We start from the raw sequence: 23,441 nt of genomic DNA on the forward strand, positions 1-23,441 counted from the left end.
TCCTAAAAGAGGTTGCCGCGAGAAAGTTGGCGGCAGAATTAGGCGCCATTATCCACTACAACCGGCTGCGGCTGGGAATTCCAGTGGGGTTGGGGGGTACGCCCCCCGCCCCCCCCCCCCCGCCCCCTTTTTTTGTTCGGGGGACTGTTCATCCTCCGTCGAGCCATGCAATGCGGTGGTCGAGCTCTGGCCCTGCTGGATGGCCTGGGTCACGGCATCGAAGTAGCCGGTGCCCACTTCGCGCTGGTGCTTGACGGCGGTGAAGCCCTTCTCGGCGGCTGCGAATTCGGCCTCTTGCAGCTCGACGAAGGCCGACATGCCGCTGCGGGCATAGCCGTGGGCGAGATTGAACATGCCGTAGTTGAGCGAATGGAAGCCAGCCAGCGTGATGAACTGGAATTTATAGCCCATGGCCCCCAGCTCCTGCTGGAATTTGGCGATGGTGGCGTCGTCCAGGTTCTTTTTCCAGTTGAACGAAGGCGAGCAGTTGTAGGCCAGCATCTTGCCCGGGAATTTCGCGTGGATGGCGTCGGCGAAGCGGCGCGCGAACTCGAGGTCGGGCTTGCCGGTCTCGCACCACACCAGGTCGGCATAAGGCGAATAGGCCAGGCCGCGCGAGATCGCCTGCTCGATGCCCGGCTTGACGCGGAAGAAGCCCTCCACCGTGCGCTCGCCGGTGCAGAATTGTTTGTCGTTTGCGTCGACGTCCGAGGTCAGCAGGTCGGCCGCCTCGGCATCGGTGCGGGCGATGACCAGGGTCGAGGTGCCCATCACATCGGCGGCCAGGCGCGCGGCATTGAGTTTCTCGACCGCCTCGCGGGTGGGCACCAGCACCTTGCCGCCCATATGGCCGCATTTTTTGACGGAGGCCAGTTGATCCTCAAAGTGCACGCCGGCGGCGCCCGCCTCGATCATCGACTTCATGAGCTCGTAGGCATTGAGCACGCCGCCGAAGCCGGCTTCGGCATCGGCCACGATCGGCGCGAAGTAATCGATGTCGTCCTTGCCCTCAGACCATTGAATCTGGTCGGCGCGCTGAAAGGTGTTATTAATGCGGCGCACGACCAGCGGCACCGAGTTGGCCGGATACAGCGACTGGTCGGGATACATCTCGCCGGCCACATTGGCGTCGCCCGCCACCTGCCAGCCCGACAGGTAGATCGCTTTCAGGCCGGCCTTCACCTGCTGCATGGCCTGGTTGCCGGTCAGGGCGCCGAGGGCGTTGACGTAGGGCTCGTCGTGCACCAGCTGCCACAGCTTGTCGGCGCCGCGCTTGGCCAGGGTGTGCTCGATCGGGACCGAGCCGCGCAGCCGGACGACGTCGGCCGCGGTGTAGTTGCGGACCACGCCTTTCCAGCGTGGGTTGCTGTCCCATTCCTGTTGCAATTCGGCGATTTGCTGTTCACGGCTGGTCATGGTGCTCTCCTGAAGATGATTGACAACGATTGGTAGGTAGTGCGAATCCGTTGAATCCATCATAGCCCGGTTTGTGCGCAGCACAATCACTCTTATATAAGACAGATCACTATAATTTTGTCTTTTGTTTTCAATGACTTGAAATCTCCATTCCGGCATATGAAATGAAATTTCTTACAATGAGAACAAGTCCTGGTCTGGCTTTGCTGCGCATTCCATATGGCAGGACGATCATTTCGCATCCTGAAAAATCGCGCCTTAATTCCCATCAAGAAAGACCCTGCTGCCGAGGGTAAACGGACAAAGGGCGCAGCAAACGCCGCGCCCTTTCATGGCGTTACAGCGATTGGCTTACTTGGCCAGGTCGACCGTATCGTCGCCGAATACGAGTTCGCCGTGACGCACCCGCACCGGGATCGTGTCCTTCGGTCCGAAGCGGCCCGCCAGGATCGCCTTGGACAGCGGGTTCTCGATCTGCTGCTGGATCGCGCGCTTGAGCGGGCGCGCGCCATACACCGGATCGTAGCCGGCCTCAGCGATCTTCTGCAGCGACGCCTCGTCGATATCCAGCGTCATTTCCATCTTGGCCAACCGCGCCTCCAGGATCTGCAGCTGGATGCGGGCGATCGCGCCGATATTCTTCTCGTCGAGCGCATGGAATACCACGATCTCGTCGATGCGGTTGATGAATTCGGGACGGAAGTGGCTGCGCACCTCGGCCATCACGGCCATCTTGACCACCGCCGGCTCGTCGCTGTCCATCGACTGGATCCGGTGCGAGCCGAGGTTCGAGGTCATCACGATCACCGTGTTCTTGAAGTCCACCGTACGGCCCTGGCCATCGGTCATGCGGCCGTCGTCCAGCGCCTGCAGCAGCACGTTGAACACGTCCGGATGCGCCTTCTCGACCTCGTCGAGCAGGATCACGCTATAGGGCTTGCGGCGCACGGCCTCGGTGAGGTAACCGCCCTCCTCGTAGCCGACGTAGCCCGGCGGCGCGCCGATCAGGCGGGCGACCGAATGCTTTTCCATGAATTCGCTCATGTCGATGCGGATCAGCGCATCCTGGGTGTCGAACAGGAAGCCCGCCAGCGCCTTGCAGAGTTCGGTCTTGCCGACCCCGGTCGGGCCCAGGAACATGAAGGAACCGTAGGGACGGTTCGGATCCGACAGGCCGGCGCGCGAGCGCCGGATCGCGTCGGACACCGCCTCGATCGCCTCGTCCTGGCCCACCACGCGCTTGTGCAGCTCGTCCTCGATGTGCAGCAGCTTGTCGCGCTCGCCCTGCATCATGCGCGCCACCGGGATGCCGGTCGCGCGCGAGACCACTTCGGCGATTTCCTCGGCGCCCACCTGCGTGCGCAGCAGCTTCGGTTTCACGTTATCCGTTTCGGCACGGGCCGTGGCTTCCTCGGCCTGGCGCAGCTGCGCCTCCAGCTCCGGCAGGCGGCCATACTGCAGCTCCGAAGCCTGCTGCCAGTTGCTCTGGCGCTTGGCCTCGTCCATCTGGAAGCGGATGCGCTCGATCTCTTCCCGGATATGGGTGGTACCCTGCACCGCCGCCTTCTCGGCCTTCAGCACTTCTTCGTAGTCGTTGTACTCGCGTTCCAGGCGCGCGATCTCTTCGCCGAGCAGCTCCAGGCGGCGCTGCGAGGCTTCGTCGGTCTCGCGGCGCACGGCTTCGCGCTCGATCTTCAGCTGGATCATGCGCCGTTCGAGGCGGTCCATGACTTCGGGCTTGGAATCGATCTCGATCTTGATCTTGGCCGCCGCCTCGTCGATCAGGTCGATCGCCTTGTCGGGCAGGAAGCGGTCCGTGATGTAACGGTGCGACAGCTCGGCCGCGGCGATGATCGCCGGGTCGGTGATGTCAACCTGGTGGTGCAGCTCGTACTTCTCCTGCAGGCCGCGCAGGATGGCGATGGTCGCCTCCACGCTCGGCTCGTCGACGATGATCTTCTGGAAGCGGCGCTCGAGGGCGGCGTCCTTCTCGACATACTTGCGGTACTCGTCGAGCGTGGTCGCGCCGACGCAGTGCAGCTCGCCGCGCGCCAGCGCGGGTTTGAGCATATTGCCGGCGTCCATCGCGCCTTCGGCCTTGCCGGCGCCGACCATGGTGTGGAGCTCGTCGATGAAGACGATGGTCTGGCCCTCATCCTGCGCCAGCTCCTTCAATACGCTCTTCAACCTCTCCTCGAACTCGCCGCGGAACTTGGCGCCGGCCAGCAGCGCCGCCATGTCCAGCGACAGCACGCGCTTGCCCTTGAGCGAATCGGGCACTTCGCCGTTGACGATGCGCTGGGCCAGGCCCTCGACGATGGCGGTCTTGCCCACGCCCGGTTCGCCGATCAGCACCGGGTTGTTCTTGCTGCGCCGCTGCAGCACCTGGATCGCGCGGCGGATCTCGTCGTCGCGGCCGATCACGGGGTCCAGCTTGCCGGCGCGGGCGCGCTCGGTCAGGTCGAGCGTGTATTTTTTGAGGGATTCGCGCTGGCCTTCGGCCTCGGGCGAATTCACGGCTTCACCGCCGCGCACGGCTGAAATAGCCGACTCCAGCGATTTGCGGGCCAGGCCATTCTCGCGCGCCAGGCGGCCGGCGTCGGACTTGTCGTCGGCCAGCGCCAGCAGCACCATCTCGGACGACAGGAACTGATCGCCGCGCTTTTGCGCCTCGCGGTCGGCCAGGTTCAGCAAGGCCATCAGGTCGCGTCCAGCCTGGACGTTGCCGCCGGCGCCGGTGACTTTCGGCTGGCGCTCCAGCTGCGCCTTCAGGGCATTGGTCAGCGCGCCGACATTGACGCCGGCGCGCTGCAGCAGCGAGCGCGCGCTGCCGTCGTCCTGGTTCAGCAGGGCGAGCAGGAGGTGTATCGATTCGATGTACTGGTTATCGTTGCCGACCGCCAGGCTCTGGGCATCTGCCAGGGCTTCCTGGAGCTTGGTCGTCAATTTATCTTGCCGCATGGTGTTGCTCCCTAGAGGTTTGTTGTTAGTTAGTGAGCAAGATAGGGGTGAGTGGCCGCCTTTTCAAGATGCCGCTCAAGCCCCGTGCCATCCCGTACAATGCGGACACGGCGCTTTCGTTTCCCGCAATGAACCTACTGAGCATCCTCATCACCGATCAGGCCCATGCCGACCAGGCGCTGCCGCCTGCCATCTCGCGCAATCTCGCATCGCTGCGCGAACACCACCCGGGCCTGCCGCACCGCCTGTACGGCCAGGACGCCATCCGCGACTTCCTGCGCACCCATATGGACGCCGACGTCGCCTGGGCCTACGACCAGCTGCTGCCCTACGCCTACCGCGCCGACCTGGCGCGCCTGTGCCTGCTGCACGAGTTCGGTGGCCTGTACGCCGACCTGTCGGTGTTCTTCCATGCCCCGCTGCCGCTGGAGTCGGGCAAGCTGATCGTGTTCCGCGACCGCGCCGTGGTCGCGCCCTGGATCGTGAGCAACACCATCCTGGGAGCACCGCCGCGCGCGCCGGCCCTGGCGGCGGCGATCCGGATGATCGTCGCCAACTGCCGCAGCCGCTACCGCGGCGCCTCCTCGCTGTGCCCCACCGGTCCGGTCCTGCTCGGCAAGGCGATCGCCCTGCACTGCGAACCGGACCAGATCCACCTGGGCGAGGTGAGCAACCTGGCCCAGCGCAACGATACCGAGTCGCTGGCCTTCATCGACGCCACCGACGGGCGCCTGGTCGGCTACCGCACCAAACGCGCCGCCGGGCTGGCGGAACTGGGACTGGAGCGGGGCGTCAACGACTACAACGATTTTTATCATGCCCGGCTGACCTATGCCGCCGATTATCCGGTGCTGATCGACGCCGACTACCTGGCGCGCCATGGCCGCGCCGCGGCAACGCTCGACGGCGGCCGCCTGGTCTATCCGGGCGCGCCGGCCAGGAGCGACGGCGCGCTCGACACGGTGGCGCTGTGCCACCTGCCGATCCCGTTCGCGGCGGGCCGCTACCGGGTCCTGCTGGAACTGGACGACGCGGCCGCCGGCGCCGCGCTGACCCTGGTGGCGCTGGAGAACGGCTCCGGCCTGCCACTGGCGCGCGCCGAGCATCGTCTGGGCGGCGGCGCGGCCACGCCGGCGCTCGACCTCGACGTCGCCACCAGCCGCAAGGACATCGTGATCGGCATCTTCAGCGCCGGCGCGGGGCTGCTGCGCATTGCCGGCCTGCGCATCGAGCGAGCGCCCAAGGAAACAACATGACCATCAAATATGTCTCCTACGGCGACACCACCGGCTATGGCCTGTCCGGCCTGGCCTACCTGCGCGGCCTCGTCAACCTGGGCCACGACGTACAGTGGCAGCCCGTGTTCTGGGGACCGCAGGGCCTGCAGTTCTGGGAACCGGGCATGGCGCCGGAGCTGCTCGAATGCATGCGCGCGGCGAGCGCCGACCCGAGCCTGCGCGACCTGCCCGCCATCCTCGCGCGCTGCGCCGCGCCACGCGACTGCGACATCGTGGTCGCCCACCTGGTGCCCGAATACCTGGAAGCCTGCCTGGAGCCGGGCAAGCGCAACTATGCCTACTGCACCTGGGAAGCCGACCGCATCCCGGCCCACTGGCCGGCGATCCTGAACCGCTTCGAGGCGGTGCTGGTGCCGTCGACCTTCAATGCCGAGGCATTTCGCGCCGGCGGCGTGACCGTGCCGGTGCACGTGGTGCCGCACATCCGGCGCCACGCGGTCGATGACGTCACGCCCGCCGCTCGCGCCGGACTGCGCGAGCGGCTGGGCTTCCGGCCCGACGACCACGTGTTCTACACGATCGGCGCCTGGATGCTGCGCAAGGACTTGCCGCGCCTGGTCGAGGCCTTCCTGGCCGAGTTCACGGCCGACGAGACGGCTGCCCTGTGCATCAAGACCTCGAGCCGGCCGGTGCACTTCCCGCTGCCGCACGAACAGGGAAAAACCTCGAGCGAACTGGTGCAGGAAGCCATCCACGCCTTCGCCGCCCGCAACGGGCGCGCGCAGCTGCCGCGCATCGGCATTCTGGCCGGCGACGGCCTCGAAGGCGGCTGGATCGACTGCCTGCACGGCATCGGCGACACCTATGTGTCGCTGAGCCGCGCCGAGGGCTGGGGCATGGGCGCCTTCGACGCCGCCGCCCTCGGGCGCCCGGTCCTGATGACCGGCTGGAGCGGGCAGCTCGACTATCTCGGGCGCGACCATCCGGGCCTGATCGGCGGCCGCCTGGAAGCGATCGACTGGCCCGGCACCAGCTATATGCCCGACCAGCACTGGGCGGTGGCCGACATGGCGGACGCGCGCGCCAAGATGCGCTACCGCTTCATCCACCGCGCTGCGCCCGATTCCCACGCCCGGCGCCTGAGCGAAACCATCGCCAACCGCTATGCCGAGGGAACCGTCATGCGCCAGTTCGCCCGCGCGATCGGCGTCCTGGAGGGCCAGCCATGATCCCGCGCATCTTCCACTTCGTGTTCGGCCTGCGCGTGCAGGACGCACCATTCCACCTGGCGCATTACCTGTGCCTCGAATCGTGCCGCCGTCTGAACCCCGGCCACGCGATCTGGTTCCACCACGACCACGAGCCGTGGGGGCCGCTGTGGGAGCGCATCAAGCCGCACCTGGTGCTGCGCAAGGTGACGCGCGAAGCGCTGCCGCAGGCCGCCTACCAGCAGTCCGGCGAAGGCCGCCTGATCGCCGCCGCCGGCTGGAGCTACGCCCACGAGGCCGACTTCATCCGCCTGCGCGTGCTGGCCGAGCATGGCGGCGTCTACGCCGACATCGACACCCTGTTCGTGGCGCCCATGCCGGACCACCTGCATGACTACGATTGCGTGCTGGGCGACGAAGGCGCCCTGCCCGACGAACGCGGCATCCTGCGCCCGTCGCTGTGCAATGCCCTGATCGCGGCCAGGCCCGGCGCACCCTTCGTCGCACGCTGGCTGCACGATTCCCACGCCGCCTTCGACGGCAAGTGGACCAGCCATTCCTGCCAGCTCGCGACGCGCCTGTGGGAAGCGCATCCGGACCTGGTGCACGTGGTGCCGCGCCAGTACTTCTACCGCCATCCGTGGACGCCGGACGGCATGCGCAACCTGTTCGAGCGGGTCGATCCCGACCTGCGCGATGTGGTCAGCCTGCACCTGTGCAGCCACTTGTGGTGGGACGCCGCGCGCACCGACTTCACCAGCTTCCATGCCGGGCTGCTGACCGAGGACTGGGTGCGCGCCGGCGCCAGCACCTATGCGCTGCTGGCGCGTCCGTATTTGCCGGAATGCGTGCCATGAGCGATCCAGTTTTCACGGACTTCCTGCCGGGCCCTGGCCGCAGCGCCGGCTTCAAGCTCGGCCAGGACGGCATGCAGGTAGCGCAAGGCGTGCTGCAGCAGCTGGCCTGGCCCGGTGCAGAGCCGCTGGTGTCGTGCCTGATGGTCACCCGCGGCCGCCTGTTCCCGGCGCGCTTCGCGGTCGACTGCTTCCGCGCCCAGGGCTGGGCCGCGCGCGAACTGGTACTGGTGTGCGATGCGCCCGGCACCGAGATCGAAGCCTATTGCCGCCAGCTTGGCGATGAGCGGATCCGGCTGGTACTCCCCGCCACGCCCGCGGCCAGCCTGGGCGAGTTGCGCAACCTGTCGCTGCAGGCCGCGCGCGGCGACTGGATCTGCCAGTGGGACGACGACGACCTGTACCACCCCGACCGCATCGCCCTCGGGATGCAGGCCTTGCTGGCGCTGGGGGCCGACGCCATGTTCCTGCAGCGCTGGCTGCTGTGGGCGCCGGGCGCGCGCCGGCTGGGCGTGTCCGGCGCGCGCGAATGGGAAGGTTCGATGCTGGCGCGCCGCACGGGCGTGCCGCCCTACCCGGCGCTGGCGCGCGGCGAGGATACCGCCGTCATGCACGCCATGCTGCGGCGCGGGCGGGTGCTGTTGCTCGATGCGCCGTGGGTATATACCTATGTGCAGACCGGCGCCAATACCTGGAACGCAGGGCATTTCGCGGCGATCTGGGCGGCGGCCAGTTTCGAGCAGGTGGAAACGGGATATGAGGCTGCGCTGGCGGCGCTGGGAACACATGGACCGCATGCAGCCTACGCGGCGGCGCTGGCGACGGCGCCAGGCGCCGATCGTCCGAACTGAAGCGAATGTGGCTGGCTGTTCCCCGCACTGGCGGAGCATGTCCTGGGCTATGATCTGTCAAATTCATTATTTCCCAGCAGCATGTTTTCCAGACTCGACTCCAGCCTGAAGATTTTCGGCGCCCTGATCATTCTCATCCTGGCCTGCCTTGCCACGCTGCCAATCCTCAGCAGTTCCCAGGCGAACGCCACCCTCGAAGCGCTGAAGGACGGGGCAGCCAAGGAACGTGCCTACAATCTCATGCTGGTCCTGCTGCAGGATGCCGAAACCGGACAGCGCGGCTTCCTGATCGGCAGCGATGACAGTTTCCTGGCCCCATACAATGCCGGCGTGGCGGGCATACCCGCCGCGCTCGAACATCTGCAGCGGCACGCCAGTTCGGACGCCGAGCGCACGCTGGTGGCGCGTATCGTCGAACTGAGCCAGGCGAAGGTCCGCGAAATGGACCAGACCATCCGCCTCAAGAAAGCCGGGAAGACCAGGGCAGCAATGGATATGGTCGCCAGCCAGCGTGGCAAGGTCATCATGGACGAGCTGCGCACCCTGCTCGGCCGCCAGCAAAAGGCGCTGGCCGACAATCGTACCCGGTTGCGCGATGAGCTGACCACCACCCTGCGCTACAACTCGGCGCTGGGCATCGGCGCCAGCCTGGCCAGCGTCGTGCTGATTTTTGCGACCATCTACATCGTGACCAGGAGCCTGAATGAACAGGCGGAATCGGCGCGCCAGTCGAAGTCGCTGGCAGAGAACAACGCACAGCTGGCGCAACAGGCCGCCATACGCGCCGAGCGCCTGGCGATCACGGCCGATATGCTGCAGGCGCTCGATAGCGTGAAAACACCGCCCGAGCTCGAGCGGGTTTTACCGGTATTCCTGCGCAAGCTATTGCCTGGCACATCTGGCGCGGTCTATCTATATCGCAATTCGCGCGACGTGCTTGAGCTGAAGGCCAGTTGGGGCCTGATGGACGATGCGCCGCCCACGGTGGCGCCAGGCGAATGCTGGGGCCTGCGCTTGGGCAAGGTCCATATGGCCACCAGAAAACACGATCTGTGCTGCGACCATGGCGCCACCTGGCACGACGACCATGAGGCTCAGACCTGCGTGCCGATGATTTCCCAGGGCGATGTGATTGGCATCCTGGTGATCGCCGGCGACCGGCACGACGCCAGCCCGGGCGACAGCGCCCACATCGTCTCGCTGGCTGAACAGCTCAGCCTGGCGATCAGCAACGTTTCGCTGCGCCACACGCTGCGCTACCAGTCGACCGTCGATCCGCTGACAGGCCTGTACAACCGGCGATTCTTCGACGAATCGCTCAAGCGCGAGCTGGCGCGCTCCCAACGCAGCCACAGCGTCTGCTCGGTGGTGATGATCGACCTCGACCATTTCAAGCGCATCAACGACACCTATGGCCACGATGGCGGCGATCTGGTGCTGCAGGCGGCCAGCCGCGTGCTCTTGCAGCGGGTGCGCGCCAGCGACGTGGCGTGCCGCTACGGCGGCGAGGAACTGGTGCTGATGCTGCCCGATTGCGGCGCCGAAGAAGCCGCGAAGTGCGCCGAAGCGATACGCCTGACCCTGACCGAGATCGTCATCCAGCACCAGGGTGCGACGATCTCGGGCATCTCGGCCTCGTTCGGCGTTGCCCAGTGGCGCGGCGATGGCGCGCAGGAGGCCGATCCGCTGCAGGCGGCCGACCGCGCCCTGTACGCGGCGAAGAAAGACGGGCGTAACCGGGTAGTGATAGCAGGGTAGCCGCGCCAGGCTGAATCTGGCGCCGGCACGCGCTAGCGGCTCGACTCGACCTTGTCGCTCCCGCCATACGACACCCCGCGCGCGCGCATGAATTCCACCCGCCGCGCATGCAATTGGTCGTTCGGGTCGAGCGCCACGCACACGCTGGCCACGCCGGTGCAGCCATGCGGCTCGTGGCGCAGCTGTTCGAACACCAGCCGGTCCTCGCCGTCGCCGGTCGCGAACGCGGCGCACGACCACAGGTGCACCAGGTGCAGCAGCTGCAGCTTGTCGATCGCCAGCCCGCTGGGCCGCACGAAGCCACCGAAGCGCTCGGCATAGATGCCGCGGCCCACGCCCACGCTCTCGATCTCGTCCACGCACAATTCCTGGCCGGTGTTGCCGTCAGCGTAGACCGAATACGAGAACGCCCATTTCTTGCCCTCGATCGCGGCCAGCACCAGCGCGCAGTGGTCGTGCCTGAACCAGTCGTCGTCGTCGAGGTAGACCACCACCCGGCTGTCGGCCAGCAGGGTCAGCGCCGAGCGCAGCGAGCCGCCGTAGAACGAGGCGTGCACGCCCCCGTGGCGGCGCGAGGTCGAATAACCCAGGTCGATCAGGCTGAGCGTGACGTGCGGCGGGCATTCCGGCGCCAGCTGCGCCAGCAGAGCATCGAGCCGTCCGTGCGGGTCGCAATCGACGCCCACCAGGATCTGGATGCGCCCGTCGATGCGCTGGCCATACACCGAGCGCACGGCGCGCGCCAGCGACAGGCGGCAGGTGGTGGCGATCACCACCGCGACGTCGTGGCTGGTGCCGTTCATGGCTGGCCCAGCGCGAACGGGTAAGCGCCCCTGGCGGCGAGGATGCGCTGCCTGAGGCCCTGCGCCGCCAGCGCACCGGGGCGATGGTGGGTGGCGTCGCGCTGCGGCGCATGGGTCGAGTCAAGGGCGATGTCGTTGAAGAAGTACGGCACCGTCGCCGTGTAGCAGACGCTGCGCCGGTACAGCAGGTGGTCGGCCACCAGCTTGCCCCAGGCATGCACGCCGGACAGGTCGAGCCCGACCCCGTCCGGGCTGTAGCGCGCCAGCAGGGCCGTCAGCGCGCCGCGCCGCGCGACCCAGGCGCCGGCCGAGTAGCAGCTCGGTTCCCATTCATGCCACAGGATGCCGTGGCGCAGATACAGCTCGCCGAGCTCGCCGATCACCGGCGCATGGCTCACGTGCAGCTGCAGGATTTCCCAGTCCGGCGGCGCCGAAGCCAGCAAGGCCGCGCCGTCGTAGCGGTGGTGGGCGCGCACGTCGTCTTCCATGATCACCGCGGCCGCGGCGCCCGCATCGAGCGCGGCGCCGGCCGCGCGCAGGTGCGAGGCGACGATCGCCAGCTCGTGCAATGAGTTGGCGAACGGCTCGCGCACCTTCACCGCCGGCAGGGTGTCGGGCGTGACCGCCTCGATGCGCGCATGCGCGACGCCGGCGCGCTCGAAGGCTTCGCGCGCCAGCAGGCGCCGCCCTTCGTCGGCGGCGCGGTTGATCCAGAAATGGGGCAGTCCTTCGAGCATGGCGTTTAGTCTAGCTTAGAACCTATCCCGGCTGCGATCAGAACACGCCGCGCAGGCCGGCGTTGCCGCCCACGGTGTGGTAATCGCTGCGCGCTTCGCCGTTCACGCCGAAGTAGAGGTAGGCCCCCTTCCTGAGCTGGATGGTACCGGTGACGCCGCCCTGCACGAAACCGCGGCCCGCATCAGGCGCGCCGACCGCGATGCGCTCGCCGGCCAGGGTGGCGCCAAGTACCGGGCGCAGCAGCTCACCACCGTCGACGCCGGCGCCGACCTTGAAGCGCCAGGTCGAGGCCAGCAGCGGATCGAAGTTGCGCGAGGCGCCGGCCACGCCCAGCACGGTACGGGTGCCGCTCGCCGACCAGTCGTCCAGCGCCAGCGCCGCCACCGAGGTCGACGCCTCCATCAGCGCGTCGCGCTCGACGCGCTGGACCGTCACGCGGGCGAACGGCGCCAGGCTGGCGCCCCCCACCAGCGTCGGCAGGCTGGCTCCGACGCCCAGCAGCGCGCTGTTGCCGCTGCCGCGCGTGGCCAGGCCGGCCGCCGGGTCCAGCGGATCGGCGCGCCGGCTTTCGGTCTTGTCGCGGCCATAGCTGCCCTGCAGGTCGAACACGACCTTGCCCGCGGCCGCCTCGCCGTAAGCGAACACCTTGTTCTGGCGCAGCTTGCCATTGCCGGCCTGCGCATCGAGGTCGGTGCTGGCGTGGCTGGCGCCGAAGCCCAGGCGCACATCGCGCCCTTTCAGCAGGTCGAAGCCGACCGTGACCTGCACGCGGTCGGCGTCGAACGCGGAAGCGACGTCGCCGCCCTTCCACTTGGCGCGGCCGGCGCCGAGGTCGATCCACAGCGCGCGCGCGTCCTGGCTATCCGCGCGCTGCAGCAAGGTGCGCTGCAGTTCCCAGTTGGCCTGCGGCAGGGCCGCCGCCAGCGCGCCATGCACCTCGCCCGCCAGGCCCTGCAGCACGTCGCCGAGCTGCTGCGCGTTGCGCGAGCCGGTCTGGTAGCTCAGGCTGGTCTGGGTGGCGCTGCCCTTGCCGGCCTGGTCGAGGTCGACGATGCGGTCGAGCGCGGCGCCCACCGAACGCGCATTGGCGCCCGCGTCACCGGCCCAGGTGGCGTACGAGGCCGGCAGCACCTTCAGCTCGATGCTGTTGTTGCCGCCATGGTCGTAGAAGGCCGCCAGGCGGGTATTGGCGCCCAGGCCTTCCGGCTGCGCCAGGGTGTCGAAGCGGCCGTCAATGCCGCCCTCGGCGGTCAGGATGCGGAAGTTCTGTCCCAGCTCCGGCACGAACTGCGGCGAACCGTAGCCCGACTGGCCTGGCGTGTACAGGTTCTGCAGCGCCGGCGCCAGCGTGGCGCCGGCCTCGATCGTGAAGCGCTTGCCGTTGACCACGTGCAGGAAGGAGTAATGGCCGGCCGCGCCGATCGGCGTGTTCATGCCGGCCTGCACGGCGCCGCCGATGTCCTGCTTGTAGGTGCTGCCGGCGGCCATCGTGATGTTCGAATCGGCGCTCAACATGCCTGGCGAATTACCCGGCGACAGGGTGCCGTGGACGACCACGTCGCCCTGCAGCGTGCCGGCGCCGCCCAGCGTGGCGCCCTTGGCGACCATCACCTTGCTGGCGAAGACACCATTGGCCAGCAGCTTGCCTTCGAGGACGCAGGTGGCGTCGATGCGCGCCGCGCCCGTCACGTTCAGGATGCCCAGGCCGGTCTTGTTGAAGCAGCCGTCGCCGGCGCCGGTCGAGATCAGGTCGCCCGCCAGCGTGGTGGTGGTGCCGGCGTCGACGTTGATGTCGGTCTTGCGGCCCATATTGATGTCCTGGCCGGTCAGGATGTCGACCGTGGCGTGGATGGTGCCTGAATTGAAAGTCATCACGCTGCCCCAGCCCAGGCCCCAGGAATTGGTCACCTTCACCAGGCCCGAATTGATGGTCAGGCCGCCGGTCCAGCCGTCGCCCGGCCGGTTCGCCGCGAGGCGGCCGCCGGCGTTGTCGCCGGCCAGCACCAGGGTGCCTTCGCCGTCCTTGACGATGCGGCCGGCGCCGGTGATGTTGCCGTCCAGGGTGACGACGCTGTCGGCGCCCTCGGTATCGACCACGCCATTCTTCGCCGTGATCTCGATGCCGCGCGCGGACTCGAGCGTGCCCGTGGTCTGCAGGCGGCCGCCGTCGAGCACCAGGCCGCTGCCGGCCGCGCCCAGATTGGCATCGCGGTCGATGCGCAGGGTGGCGCCGGCGCCGATCGTGGTGCCGCCCGTGTAGGTGTTGTCCGCACCCAGGGCCAGCGTGCCGCCGCTCACCTGCAGGCCGCCGCCGTTGGCCAGCGTGCCACGCAGGATCAGGGTGCCGGCGCCATCCTTGACCAGCTTGCCGCTACCGTCCACCTTGCCGGTCTCGACCAGCGTAGTCGCGGCGTCGACATCGACCGTGCCACGTCCGGCCAGCAGCAGGCCGCGGGTGTGGGTCATGTCGGCGCCGGTCTGCCAGGCGCCGTCGCGCAGTTCGAGCGCGGCGCGTCCCAGACCCAGGTTGGCGTCGGCGAGCGTGCGCAGGGTGGCGTTCGAGACCACGGTCTTGCCGGTGTAGGTGTTGTTACCGAGCAGCGCCAGCTTGCCGCCGTCGAGGTTCAGGCCGCCGTTGCCGGCGAGGATGCCGCTGAAGGAACCGTTGGCCCGCGTAACGCTCAGGTCGTTCGTACCCAGCAGCACCCCGCCGGCGCCGCTCAGGCCCGCGACCGCGACCTTGCCGGACGCGCGCGAGACGTCGAACACGCCGTCCACGCCGACCGCACTGCCGGCGATGCCGCCCCTGCCCGTCAGGGCCAGGGTAGCCCCTTTGGCGATGTCGGTGGCGCCCGTATAGCCCTGGGCGCTGGTGAAGCCCAGCTTGCCGCCCGCCAGCTTGACGCCACCGGCGCCAGTGATGTTGCCGCCGAAACTGTCCGCAGCCTCGGTCAGGGTCAGGGTCTGCGTACCCAGCCGCACCGTGCCGGCGCCCGCCAGGCTCTTGACGGCGGCCTTGCCATTGCTGCGCGCAACGTCGAAGGTGCCGCCGACGTCGACCCGGCTGTTGGCGATGCCGCCGTTGCCGGACAGCGCCAGCGTGGCCAGGCTGCCGATGGTGGTGTCGCCACGGTAGGTATTGGCGCCGCCCAGGGTTTCGCTGCCGGCCGTCACATCGAGGCCGCCGTTGCCGCTGATGACGCCGGTGAAGGTGCTGTTGGCATTGCTCAGGCGCAGGGTATTGTTGCCGAGCCGGACCGCGCCGGCGCCGGACAGCGTCTTGATCTGGGCGCTGTCGGCGCGGCTGACGTCGAAGGTGCCGTTGGCCTGCACACCGCTCGACGAAGCAAGGCTGCTGTCACCCGACAGGGCCAGGCTGGCGCCGGCGCCGATGCTGGTGGCGCCGGTGTAGCGGTTGTCGCCCGCCAGCACCGCGCTGCCGCCGGCGACGGTAAGGCCGCCCGCGCCGTCGATGCGGCCGCTGAAGGTGTCGCCGGCCCCGGTCAGGGTCAGGGTCTGGCCGCCCAGCAGGACGGCGCCGGATCCACCCAGGCTCTTGATGGCGGCGCCGCCGTTGCTGGCCGCGATGTCGAGCGTGCCGTCGCCGATGACGCGGCTGTTGGCGATGCTGCCGTTGCCGGACAGCGCCAGGGTCGCGCCCCGGGCGATGCTGGTGTCGCCGCTATAGCTATTGCGTCCGCTCAGGATTTCACGGCCGGCCGCCAGTTCCAGGCCGCCCGAACCAGCGATCGTGCCCGAGAAATGGCCGTTCGCATTCGTCAGCGTCAGGGTCTTGTTGCCCAGGTTGACCGCGCCGGCCCCGGACAGCGTGCGGATTTCCGCGCCGGTGTCCATGGCCGCGATGTCGAGCGTGCCGTTGACCAGCACGCCGCTCGACATCGCCAGGCCGCCGCTGCCCTGGCCGGCCAGGCCCAGGGTGGCGCCGCTCGCGATCGTGGTCGCGCCGCGGAACAGGCTCAGGTGGGTATCGAGCACCTGGGCGCCGCCGGTGATGGCCAGGCCGCCCGAGCCACGGATATTGCCGGTGAAGGTGTCGCCGGCGCCGGTGATGGTCAGCGTCTGGTCGCCCAGGATCACCGAGCCCGAGCCGGACAGGCTCTTGACGGCGGCATCACCATTGGTGGCCGCGATGTCGAAGCGGTTACCGTCGAGCACCAGGCGGCTGTTGGCGATGCTGCCTTCGCCTTCCAGCGTCAGGCGGGCGCCTTGCGCCAGCACCGTGTCGCCGCGATAGGTATTGGCGCCGCTCAGGATTTCGTGGCCGGCGGCAATCGCCAGCCCGCCCGAGCCCTGGATGCTGCCCGAGAAATTGCCGCTGGCCTGGGTCAGGGTCAGGACCTGGCCGCCCAGCAACACCGCGCCCGAGCCGGACAAGGTGGTGATCTGCGCGCCGTTGGTGGCCTGCGAGACGTCGAAGCGGCCATCGGCCACCACGCCGCTCGAGAGGGCGATGCTGCCGGAACTGCCCAGCGCCAGCCCGGCGCCGTCGTCGATCCGGGTCACGCCGTTGTACCAGTTCGTGCCGTTCAGGGTCTGGGTACCACCCGTGACCGCCAGCCCGGCCGCGCCATGGATGCCGCCGTCGAAACGGCTGTGGGCGTCGGTCAACACCAGGCTGTCGTCACCGAGGACCACGGTGCCGGAGCCGGACAGCGATTGCAGCCGGGTATCCTGGCCGGGCTGGGAAAAATAGAGGAAGCCCTCGAGCGCCACTTCGCGCGAGGCGGCGAGGCTGGCCTGCCCCGTCAGCGACAGCACGGCCTGACGGCCGACGCTGGTCTGGCCGGTATAGTGCTGGGCCTCGGTCAGGGTGGCATAGCCGCCGGCGATCGCCAGTCCGCCCGAGCCGTGGATGCTGCCGTCAAATTGTCCGCCGGCGTTGGTCAGGGTCAGCGTCTTGCCGCCCAGCCAGACCGCGCCATTGCCCACCATATTCTTGACCTGGGCGCCGTCACGGGTTGCCGAGATGTCGAACACGCCGTTGTTGAACAGGCCGCTCGACGTGGCGATGGCGCCGCTGCCGCTCAGGGCCAGGGTGCCGTCGGGGCCGATACTGGTCGCGCCCGTGTATTCAGTGGCGGCGCCCAGGATATGGGTGCCCTGGCTCACGCTCAGGCCGCCATCGCCGACGATGCGGCCGCCGAAATTGCTGCCATGTCCGGTCAGTTCGAGCGTGCCGCCGCCCAGCAGCACGGCGCCGGAACCGGACAGCGAGCCCAGTGCGGTATCGCCATTCGCCAGCGTCAGGTCGAGCGTGCCGTCGATGGCAGCGCCGAGCGAGTCGGCGATGCTGCCATTGCCCATCAGGGCCAGGCGGGCGCCTTCGGCGACCGTGGTGGCGCCGGTATACCGGTTGACGCCGCTGAGTACTTCGTCGCCGCCATCGACCGTCAGGCCGCCGGCGCCGGTGATCGCGCCCGCATAGTGGCCGCTTGCGGCGCTCAGGACCAGGGTCCGGCCACCGAGCACCACACTGCCCGAATTGCTGCCGGACAGGGAACGGATGCCGACGTCCTTGTCGGCGGCGGAGATATCGAACTGTCCGCTACTGAGCACGCCGCTCGAGAGCGCGATGCTGCCCGAGCCGGACAGGGCCAGACTCGCGCCCTGGTTGATCGTCGTGGCGCCCTGGTACTCGTTGAGGCCGCCGAGCATCCCGATGCCGCCGGCCAGGAGCAGGCCGCCGGAGCCCTGGATGCCGCCCAGGAAGACGTGGTCCGGGCTTGCATTGGTGAGCGTCAGCAGGCGCTCGCCCAGCAGCACGGTGCCGGAACCGGACAGGCTTTGCAGGCTGGTGCCGGTATTGGTCGCCGAGATGTCGAGCTCGCCATTATTGTCGATATGCCAGCCGGCCGCCTGGCCGTTCGAGTCATCCCCATCGTTCAGGGTCAGCCTGGTCAGCTCGGCGATATGGTGGGTGTCGTAGGCCCCGCCACTCTGCGCCATCGCCAGGATCGGGAACAGCGCCGCGACAGCTGTCGCCAGCAGGGTGCGCGCGCCGGCGAATCCATGTTCCGCCACGGCCGCGTCACGCCGCACGGCGGCGTCGCTGCCGGTTTCCTTGCCGTTCGTGCTGGCGACTTCGGCGACGGCCATCAGCATATGGCGTTTCTTGTTCCAGACGAGGCGGTAGAAATGGTTCATGGCAATATCGGTAAGTGGCAGAGACGGCGAAAGCCGTAAAACCGATATTATTTAACGGAAACAATGCCGCTGAACAATACTAAATGCCGACAAGGTCGCATTGGTGCATGCGGTGTGCATTTTCACCACAGTTTGTGACGTCGAAACTAAGGTATCCTCACGAAAATACACATTATTTCACGTGGGAAATTACTGACTTGCTCAGGTCAGCGGCGACCTTGCGCACCACCGTTTCCCAGTCGCCAGCCGCCGCCTGGCGATACAGGCGCATTACGCCGGGATACCACGGTGAATCGGCACGCCCTTCCATCCAGCGCCAGTCGGGATGCACGGCCGGCAGCAGGATCCAGCACGGCTTGCCCAGCGCGCCGGCCACATGGGCCACGGCGGTGTCGACGCAAATCACCAGGTCGAGGGCGGCGACGATGGCGGCGGTGTCGCTGAAGTCGTTTATCTCCGGGCCGAGGTCGGCCAGGTGCGCCGGCAGCGCTTCGCCCGCGCCGGCCTGCATGCCGCGCTGCAGGCTGAAGAAGCGCACGCCCGGCACAGCCAACAGCGGCGCCAGATAGTCCACGCCCGGCAGCGAGCGGTTGGCATCGTTGACGTGGCCGCCGAAGCCGCGCCATGCCAGGCCCACCCGCAAGCCGGCGCCGTCCTGTCCCAGCCGCGCGCGCCAATCCCGCGCGCGCGCCGGATCCGGCGCCAGGTAGGGCAGCGCCGCCGGAATCGTCGCCAGCGAGGTCTGCGCATGCAACGGCAGGCTCATGAGAAACACCCAGCAATCCTGCGGCGGCAGTCCGGCCGCGGCGCCCAGGCCCACTACCCGGTCCGCGCCGGCCACGGCGCCCAGCAGCGGCAACAAGGCGTCCTGGCATACCAGCGTGACCCGGCCGGCGCCGGCCGCCTTCAACAGCGGCAGGTAGCGCACGAACTGCACGGTGTCGCCAAAGCCCTGCTCAGGCCACACCACGATGCTGCGGCCGGCCAGGGGCTCGCCGCGCCATTGCGGGCAGCCGAGCTGCGGCGCGGTCGCGATCGGGCGCGCCAGCGCCGGATCGTAGCGCGCTTCCATCCATGGCCAGCCTTCTTCCAGGCGGCCGCGCGACAGCAGCAGGAAGCCCAGGTTCCAGCGCGCTTCCGGATAAGCCGGATCGGCGGCAATCGCCTGGCGGTAGGACGCCTCGGCCTTCCCGGCCTGGCCTGCGCGCTGCAGCAGCGCGCCGAGGTTGTTCAGGGTGCGGGCATTGCGCGGGGCGAGCGCCAGCGCCTGGCGGTACAACGCCTGTGCTTCCGGCACGCGGTGCAGGTATTGGCACACATTGCCCAGCGAATTGAGGCCTTCCGGATCGTGCGGCCGCAGCGCCACGTATTCGCGCAGCGCCGCCTCGGCTTCCGGCAGGCGGCGCCCTGCCGTGTACAGCAGGCCCAGGTTGTGCCAGGCCTCGGCATACGCGGGGCGCAGGTCCAGCGCGCGCCGGTAGTGGGCTTCGGCCGGATCGGGATGGCCGGCGCCGGCGTACAGCACCGCGAGGTTGTTGTGCAGTTCGGGCTGGTCCGGCTGCAGTTCGAGCGCCGCCAGGTAGCACGTCTCGGCCTCGGCGCGCCGCCCCTGCCGCTGCAGGCCGTCGGCCTGCTCTTGCAGGAGGATGCGGAGATTGTCGAGCGATGCCGCATGGCCGGGCTGCAGCGCCAGCGCCTGGCGCCAGCGGCGCTCGGCATCGAGCGGCTGGCCAAGGGCCAGTGCGCAGGCGGCGGCCAGGTTCAGGGCATCGACATTGGCGGCCGCGCCGTCCAGCAGATCGTCCACCGACGCCAGCGCGTCGTGGAACGCGCCTTGCCGGACCAAGGCGATGGCGGCATCGATGCGGCGCCCGAGCGCCAGCGGCGCGGACGGATGGGACGGTTCAGCCACGCAGCATGCGCCAGGTGGCGAAGCCGGCAGCGCACAGCAGCAGCGAGCCGGCCAGGTGCAGCGCCGTATGCGCCAATGCCCAGCCAAGCTCACCGCGCTGGAGCAGCAGCACCGACTCGCCCGAGAAGCTGGAGAACGTGGTCAGCCCGCCAAGGAAGCCGGTGACGACGAACAGCCGCCACTCGGGCGCCAGCTGCGGCTGGTCGGTGAAGAAGCCGAGCGCCAGGCCGACAAGAAAGCCGCCGACCAGGTTGGCCGCCAGGGTCCCGACCTGCACGAAGCCGTGCAGGCTGCCCAGCCACAGGCTAAAGGCCCAGCGCAGCCAGGCGCCGAGCGCGGCGCCGATGCCGACCGCGGCAAAGCTCAGGGCGCTTCCCACTTGGCCTTCGCAGTGTCGTCGCTGACGCGGGCGTCGACCCAGCGCGCGCCGTCCGGCGTTTGCTCTTTCTTCCAGAACGGCGCCTCGGTCTTGAGGTAGTCCATGATGAATTCGCAGGCCGCGAAGGCATCGCCCCGATGGGCGGCGCTGCAGGCCACCAGCACGATCTGGTCCAGCGGGGCCAGCGGGCCGACGCGGTGGATGACCAGGGTGCCGTACAGGGGCCAGCGTTCAGAGGCGCGCGCCGCGATCGCTTCCAGGGACTTCTCGGTCATGCCCGGATAGTGTTCCAGCTCCATCTCGGAGACCTTCGCCCCATCGTTCAGGTCGCGCACGGTGCCAACAAAAGACACCACGGCGCCGATGCGCGCATCGCCGGCGCGCAGGCGCGCCACTTCCTGGCCGAGGTCGAAATCCCCGGCCTGTACCCTTGCTTCGTTCATGAATGGTCCTTCGGCTGGCGCAGCAACAGGTGTTCAATGCGGGTCTCGGTGCGCACGTCGAGCAGGGCCGGCAACGCCAGCAGCGCGCGCAGCTCGGCCGATTGGGCGCCCGGCTTCTGGCCCGACTTGAGGGAGCTTTGCAGCACCTCGACCTGCAGGCGCAGGCGCTCGCGCGCGAACTCGGGGCCACTGTCGATGCCGGCCGCGATTTCCAGGCGCAGCAAGTCGTTCAGCAGGCGGGCGTGGTTGTCTTCCATCTGGCGCACGTAGGCGGCGCGTTCGCCGTCGGACGCTTCGAGGGCCGCAAGGGCGGCGTCGAAGCGCGCATGCAGGATCGGCTCATAGCCGCCGTCCAGCGCCAGCATGGCGTCCCAGCGCCCGCGCCAGTCCGAAGCCTGGGCTTGGGCGTCGGGACTGGCCAGCGCCATCTCGAGCGACTGGACCAGGCGCAGCTTGTCACGCACCGCCCCGGCCAGGGCCGTATCCTGGGCGCGGCGGGCGGCGTCGGCATGCTGCTGGACGCGGGCGACAGCGGCGTGATAGCGCTTGTCGATGCGCGCCTCGTGGGCGCGCGGCACCGGGCCGATCGCCTGCCATTCGGCGGCCGCCTCGCGCAACAGCTTGCCGACGTTGGCAGGCAGGGCATCCGGCGCGGCCGCTTCCAGGCGCTCGCACACGGCTTCCTTGGCGGTCTCGTGGGCGCGGCGTTCGCTGTCGGCCGCGTGCGCGTGCTCCTTGCGCGCGGCGAACAGCGTGTCGCAGGCGCCGCGGAAGCGCTGCCACAGCGCCTGCTCGGCCTTGCGCTCGAGCGGCAGCGCGCGCGCATGTTCCTGCCAGCGCGCCTGCAGCTCGCGCAGCATGTCCACCGCATGGCGCTCATGCGGGTCGAGCTTGTGCACTTCTTCGATCAATTGCTCGCGCACCGCGATCTCGACCTTGCGCTGGTCTTCCAGCGGGCGTTGCAAGGTGGTCAGCGCATCGGCGAACAGCCCGTCCAGGCGCTTCTTTTCCTTGCGGTCGACCGCGCCCAGGTGGCTCCAGGCGGTGCGCAGGCGCTGCACGGTGCCGGACACGTGTTTCCAGTCGGCCTCGCCCGATTGGAGGCGGCCGATCTCGGACTGCGCTTCCTCGACCAGGGCCTGGCCGCGCGCCGCATTGGTGTGGCGTTCGTCTGCCAGCTGCCTGAAGTGGGCCGCGGCCGGCGCATAGGCGGCGCTGCAGGCGGCGTCGAAGCGCTCCCACAGGCTGCGCGGAGCGGGGCCGGACAGGCTGTCCAGGGCTTTCCAGCGATCGCGCATGCTGCCCACCTTCTTGGCCAGCTCGGCCATCGCAAGGCCCTGGGTCGGCAGCGATTCGACGGTCTTGATCAGTTCTTCGCGCGAGACGTTGCCGCCCCAGCGCGCCCAGTCCGATAGCCGCTTGAGTTCGGCGCGCAGATGGGCCAGGCGGTCGGCCTGCGGCGCGGAGAGGCGCATGCCCTTGTCCTTGGCTTCCTTCAGCGCCTTGTCGAGCTCGGCGGCGGTGCCGAGCGAGCCCTGCTGCAAGGCGGCTTCGAGCGCGTCCATACTGTCGAGGAAGGACTGGTCGGCGCCGCGCGCAGCCTGCCTGGCGCTCTCTTTTGCGCCCTCCCTCACGACCGGCGCCGGCTTGGCCGGACGCACTTCCTGCGGCAGGCTCGCGAGCAGCGCGTCGAAGCGCTCCTGCAGGGCGCCGCCAGCGGCATTCGCCGGCAAGGCTGGCAGGCGCTGCCATTCCCTGCGCAGCGTCTCCTGCTTGAGCTCGGCCGGAGCCTGTGCTTGCCATGCAGCCAGGGCCGCCTCGCGCGCGGCCAGCGCGGCCTGGTCTTGCTCGATCGTCGCCAGGCTGGCCGTCAGGCGTGCGTGTTCGGTCGCGAATTCGGCCACCAGGGCGCGCGGCAGCGAGGCGTGGCCAGGATCGACCAGGGCCGCCTCCTGCTCCTGCTGCAGCCCGGCCAGGCGCGCGGCCAGCGCGGCCGCGTCCAGTCCACCCGCGTCCAGGGCGCGCAAGACCGCCAGGCGGTCGATCATGGCGCGTTGCAGCGCCACCTGCGATTCGAGGCGGCGGCCGAGCTCGGCGCGCACCGTGTCAAAGTCTGCCACCAGCTCGGGGGCACGGATGACCGACCATTTGCGGTCCAGCTCGGCCACGTGGTTCGGGGTCAGGAGGCTGTCGTTCAGCAGCGACCTGGCCTGGGCCAGCGCCTCGTCGCCGCGGCGCAGCTCGGATTCGTGGTGGCGGATCGCGTCCAGCCTGGCCTGCATGAGCTTGGCGACGCGGCGGTCGACGTTGCGCATCGCCGTGTGCACGCGCTCGAGGTGGTCGCGTCCGTGGACCAGTTCGGCGGCAGCCAGGCGCAGTTCGGAGAATTCGGATTGGAGAATGAAATCGACGGCGGCCGCTTCGTCGGCGCCCAGCGCCTTGAGCCGTTCGGCCTGGCGTGCGCGGGCATCGGCGAGCGCTATACGGGCGGCCTGCGCGTCATGCGCAGCAGCAGCAGCAGCAGCAGGAGTGCCCGACTTGCCCGAACCAGCCTTGACGCCGCGATCCGCCGGCCCTGAGGCCTTCGCCGCGGCAGGTTTGGCCTCCGGCTTGTCGCCGGGCGTGGCCGATTTCGCGCCCTGCCGCTTGAATAGGAATTCGAACATGATGAAATCGCACTTCCAAAACTCCCATCATAGCAAAGAACCTTGGCAT

Annotated in this window: 14 protein-coding genes; 5 read left to right on the plus strand and 9 right to left on the minus strand. The window is 68.7% G+C overall.

Annotation, left to right across the window (positions count from 1 at the left end; genetic code table 11):
• Positions 1 to 48: 48 nt before the first annotated feature.
• Together aceA and clpB are read right to left on the minus strand one after the other, a co-directional pair.
• On the minus strand, positions 49 to 1,416 hold the full coding sequence (aceA, locus tag SOM61_RS16660; RefSeq protein WP_320475109.1) for an isocitrate lyase: 1,368 nt from the start codon (positions 1,414 to 1,416) through the stop codon (positions 49 to 51).
• Between the two features lie 351 nt (positions 1,417 to 1,767).
• The gene (clpB, locus tag SOM61_RS16665) at positions 1,768 to 4,377 is read right to left on the minus strand and encodes an ATP-dependent chaperone ClpB (protein ID WP_320475110.1); all 2,610 of its coding nucleotides are present in this window, start codon (positions 4,375 to 4,377) and stop codon (positions 1,768 to 1,770) included.
• 128 nt (positions 4,378 to 4,505) lie between these two features.
• On the opposite strand from clpB, the gene SOM61_RS16670 reads away from it, so the two are divergent.
• The 5 genes from SOM61_RS16670 to SOM61_RS16690 all read left to right on the plus strand — a co-directional run bounded on the left by SOM61_RS16670 (position 4,506) and on the right by SOM61_RS16690 (position 10,286).
• Positions 4,506 to 5,633 carry a glycosyltransferase family 32 protein gene (locus tag SOM61_RS16670; RefSeq protein WP_320475111.1) on the plus strand — a complete coding sequence of 376 codons (1,128 nt, stop codon included), beginning with the start codon at positions 4,506 to 4,508 and terminating at the stop codon, positions 5,631 to 5,633.
• A complete protein-coding gene (locus SOM61_RS16675; protein ID WP_320475112.1) occupies positions 5,630 to 6,844 on the plus strand; it encodes a glycosyltransferase family protein in 1,215 nt (404 codons plus the stop codon). The genes SOM61_RS16670 and SOM61_RS16675 overlap by 4 nt, the downstream gene beginning before the upstream one ends.
• Positions 6,841 to 7,680 carry a glycosyltransferase family 32 protein gene (locus SOM61_RS16680; RefSeq protein WP_320475113.1) on the plus strand — a complete coding sequence of 280 codons (840 nt, stop codon included), beginning with the start codon at positions 6,841 to 6,843 and terminating at the stop codon, positions 7,678 to 7,680. Before SOM61_RS16675 ends, SOM61_RS16680 begins: the two co-directional genes overlap by 4 nt.
• Positions 7,677 to 8,528 carry a glycosyltransferase family 2 protein gene (locus SOM61_RS16685; RefSeq protein WP_320475114.1) on the plus strand — a complete coding sequence of 284 codons (852 nt, stop codon included), beginning with the start codon at positions 7,677 to 7,679 and terminating at the stop codon, positions 8,526 to 8,528. The genes SOM61_RS16680 and SOM61_RS16685 overlap by 4 nt, the downstream gene beginning before the upstream one ends.
• An 81-nt stretch (positions 8,529 to 8,609) precedes the next feature.
• A complete protein-coding gene (locus tag SOM61_RS16690) occupies positions 8,610 to 10,286 on the plus strand; it encodes a diguanylate cyclase (protein WP_320475115.1) in 1,677 nt (558 codons plus the stop codon).
• A 32-nt stretch (positions 10,287 to 10,318) separates the two neighbouring features.
• Here the strand turns inward: SOM61_RS16690 and SOM61_RS16695 are convergent, their stop codons facing one another.
• The 7 genes from SOM61_RS16695 to SOM61_RS16725 all read right to left on the minus strand — a co-directional run bounded on the left by SOM61_RS16695 (position 10,319) and on the right by SOM61_RS16725 (position 23,392).
• Complete coding sequence (locus SOM61_RS16695) at positions 10,319 to 11,089, minus strand: hypothetical protein (RefSeq protein ID WP_320475116.1); 771 nt, start codon at positions 11,087 to 11,089, stop codon at positions 10,319 to 10,321.
• Complete coding sequence (locus tag SOM61_RS16700) at positions 11,086 to 11,826, minus strand: hypothetical protein (RefSeq protein WP_320475117.1); 741 nt, start codon at positions 11,824 to 11,826, stop codon at positions 11,086 to 11,088. Before SOM61_RS16700 ends, SOM61_RS16695 begins: the two co-directional genes overlap by 4 nt.
• A 37-nt stretch (positions 11,827 to 11,863) precedes the next feature.
• Entirely contained in the window at positions 11,864 to 17,992 is a 6,129-nt protein-coding gene (locus SOM61_RS16705; RefSeq protein ID WP_320475118.1) for an ESPR-type extended signal peptide-containing protein, read from the minus strand.
• A gap of 172 nt (positions 17,993 to 18,164) precedes the next feature.
• Positions 18,165 to 19,904 (minus strand): tetratricopeptide repeat-containing glycosyltransferase family protein, encoded by a 1,740-nt coding sequence (locus tag SOM61_RS16710; protein WP_320475119.1) that lies wholly within the window; start codon positions 19,902 to 19,904, stop codon positions 18,165 to 18,167.
• Positions 19,897 to 20,283: a fluoride efflux transporter CrcB gene (gene crcB / locus SOM61_RS16715; protein ID WP_320475120.1), complete on the minus strand. Its 387-nt coding sequence runs from the start codon at positions 20,281 to 20,283 to the stop codon at positions 19,897 to 19,899. Before crcB ends, SOM61_RS16710 begins: the two co-directional genes overlap by 8 nt.
• The gene (locus SOM61_RS16720; RefSeq protein WP_320475121.1) at positions 20,268 to 20,726 is read right to left on the minus strand and encodes a molybdenum cofactor biosynthesis protein MoaE; all 459 of its coding nucleotides are present in this window, start codon (positions 20,724 to 20,726) and stop codon (positions 20,268 to 20,270) included. The genes crcB and SOM61_RS16720 overlap by 16 nt, the downstream gene beginning before the upstream one ends.
• Complete coding sequence (locus SOM61_RS16725; protein ID WP_320475122.1) at positions 20,723 to 23,392, minus strand: DUF349 domain-containing protein; 2,670 nt, start codon at positions 23,390 to 23,392, stop codon at positions 20,723 to 20,725. Before SOM61_RS16725 ends, SOM61_RS16720 begins: the two co-directional genes overlap by 4 nt.
• Between the last annotated feature and the right edge of the window lie 49 nt (positions 23,393 to 23,441).

The sequence above is a fragment of the Massilia sp. CFBP9012 genome (assembly GCF_034045115.1).
Lineage (GTDB): Bacteria > Pseudomonadota > Gammaproteobacteria > Burkholderiales > Burkholderiaceae_D > Telluria.

Coding starts and splice junctions, on each gene's coding strand:
- aceA (WP_320475109.1), bottom strand. CDS start 1,416: ATGACCAGCCGTGAACAGCAAATCGCCGAATTGCAACAGGAATGGGAC.
- clpB (WP_320475110.1), bottom strand. CDS start 4,377: ATGCGGCAAGATAAATTGACGACCAAGCTCCAGGAAGCCCTGGCAGAT.
- SOM61_RS16670 (WP_320475111.1), top strand. CDS start 4,506: ATGAACCTACTGAGCATCCTCATCACCGATCAGGCCCATGCCGACCAG.
- SOM61_RS16675 (WP_320475112.1), top strand. CDS start 5,630: ATGACCATCAAATATGTCTCCTACGGCGACACCACCGGCTATGGCCTG.
- SOM61_RS16680 (WP_320475113.1), top strand. CDS start 6,841: ATGATCCCGCGCATCTTCCACTTCGTGTTCGGCCTGCGCGTGCAGGAC.
- SOM61_RS16685 (WP_320475114.1), top strand. CDS start 7,677: ATGAGCGATCCAGTTTTCACGGACTTCCTGCCGGGCCCTGGCCGCAGC.
- SOM61_RS16690 (WP_320475115.1), top strand. CDS start 8,610: ATGTTTTCCAGACTCGACTCCAGCCTGAAGATTTTCGGCGCCCTGATC.
- SOM61_RS16695 (WP_320475116.1), bottom strand. CDS start 11,089: ATGAACGGCACCAGCCACGACGTCGCGGTGGTGATCGCCACCACCTGC.
- SOM61_RS16700 (WP_320475117.1), bottom strand. CDS start 11,826: ATGCTCGAAGGACTGCCCCATTTCTGGATCAACCGCGCCGCCGACGAA.
- SOM61_RS16705 (WP_320475118.1), bottom strand. CDS start 17,992: ATGAACCATTTCTACCGCCTCGTCTGGAACAAGAAACGCCATATGCTG.
- SOM61_RS16720 (WP_320475121.1), bottom strand. CDS start 20,726: ATGAACGAAGCAAGGGTACAGGCCGGGGATTTCGACCTCGGCCAGGAA.
- SOM61_RS16725 (WP_320475122.1), bottom strand. CDS start 23,392: ATGTTCGAATTCCTATTCAAGCGGCAGGGCGCGAAATCGGCCACGCCC.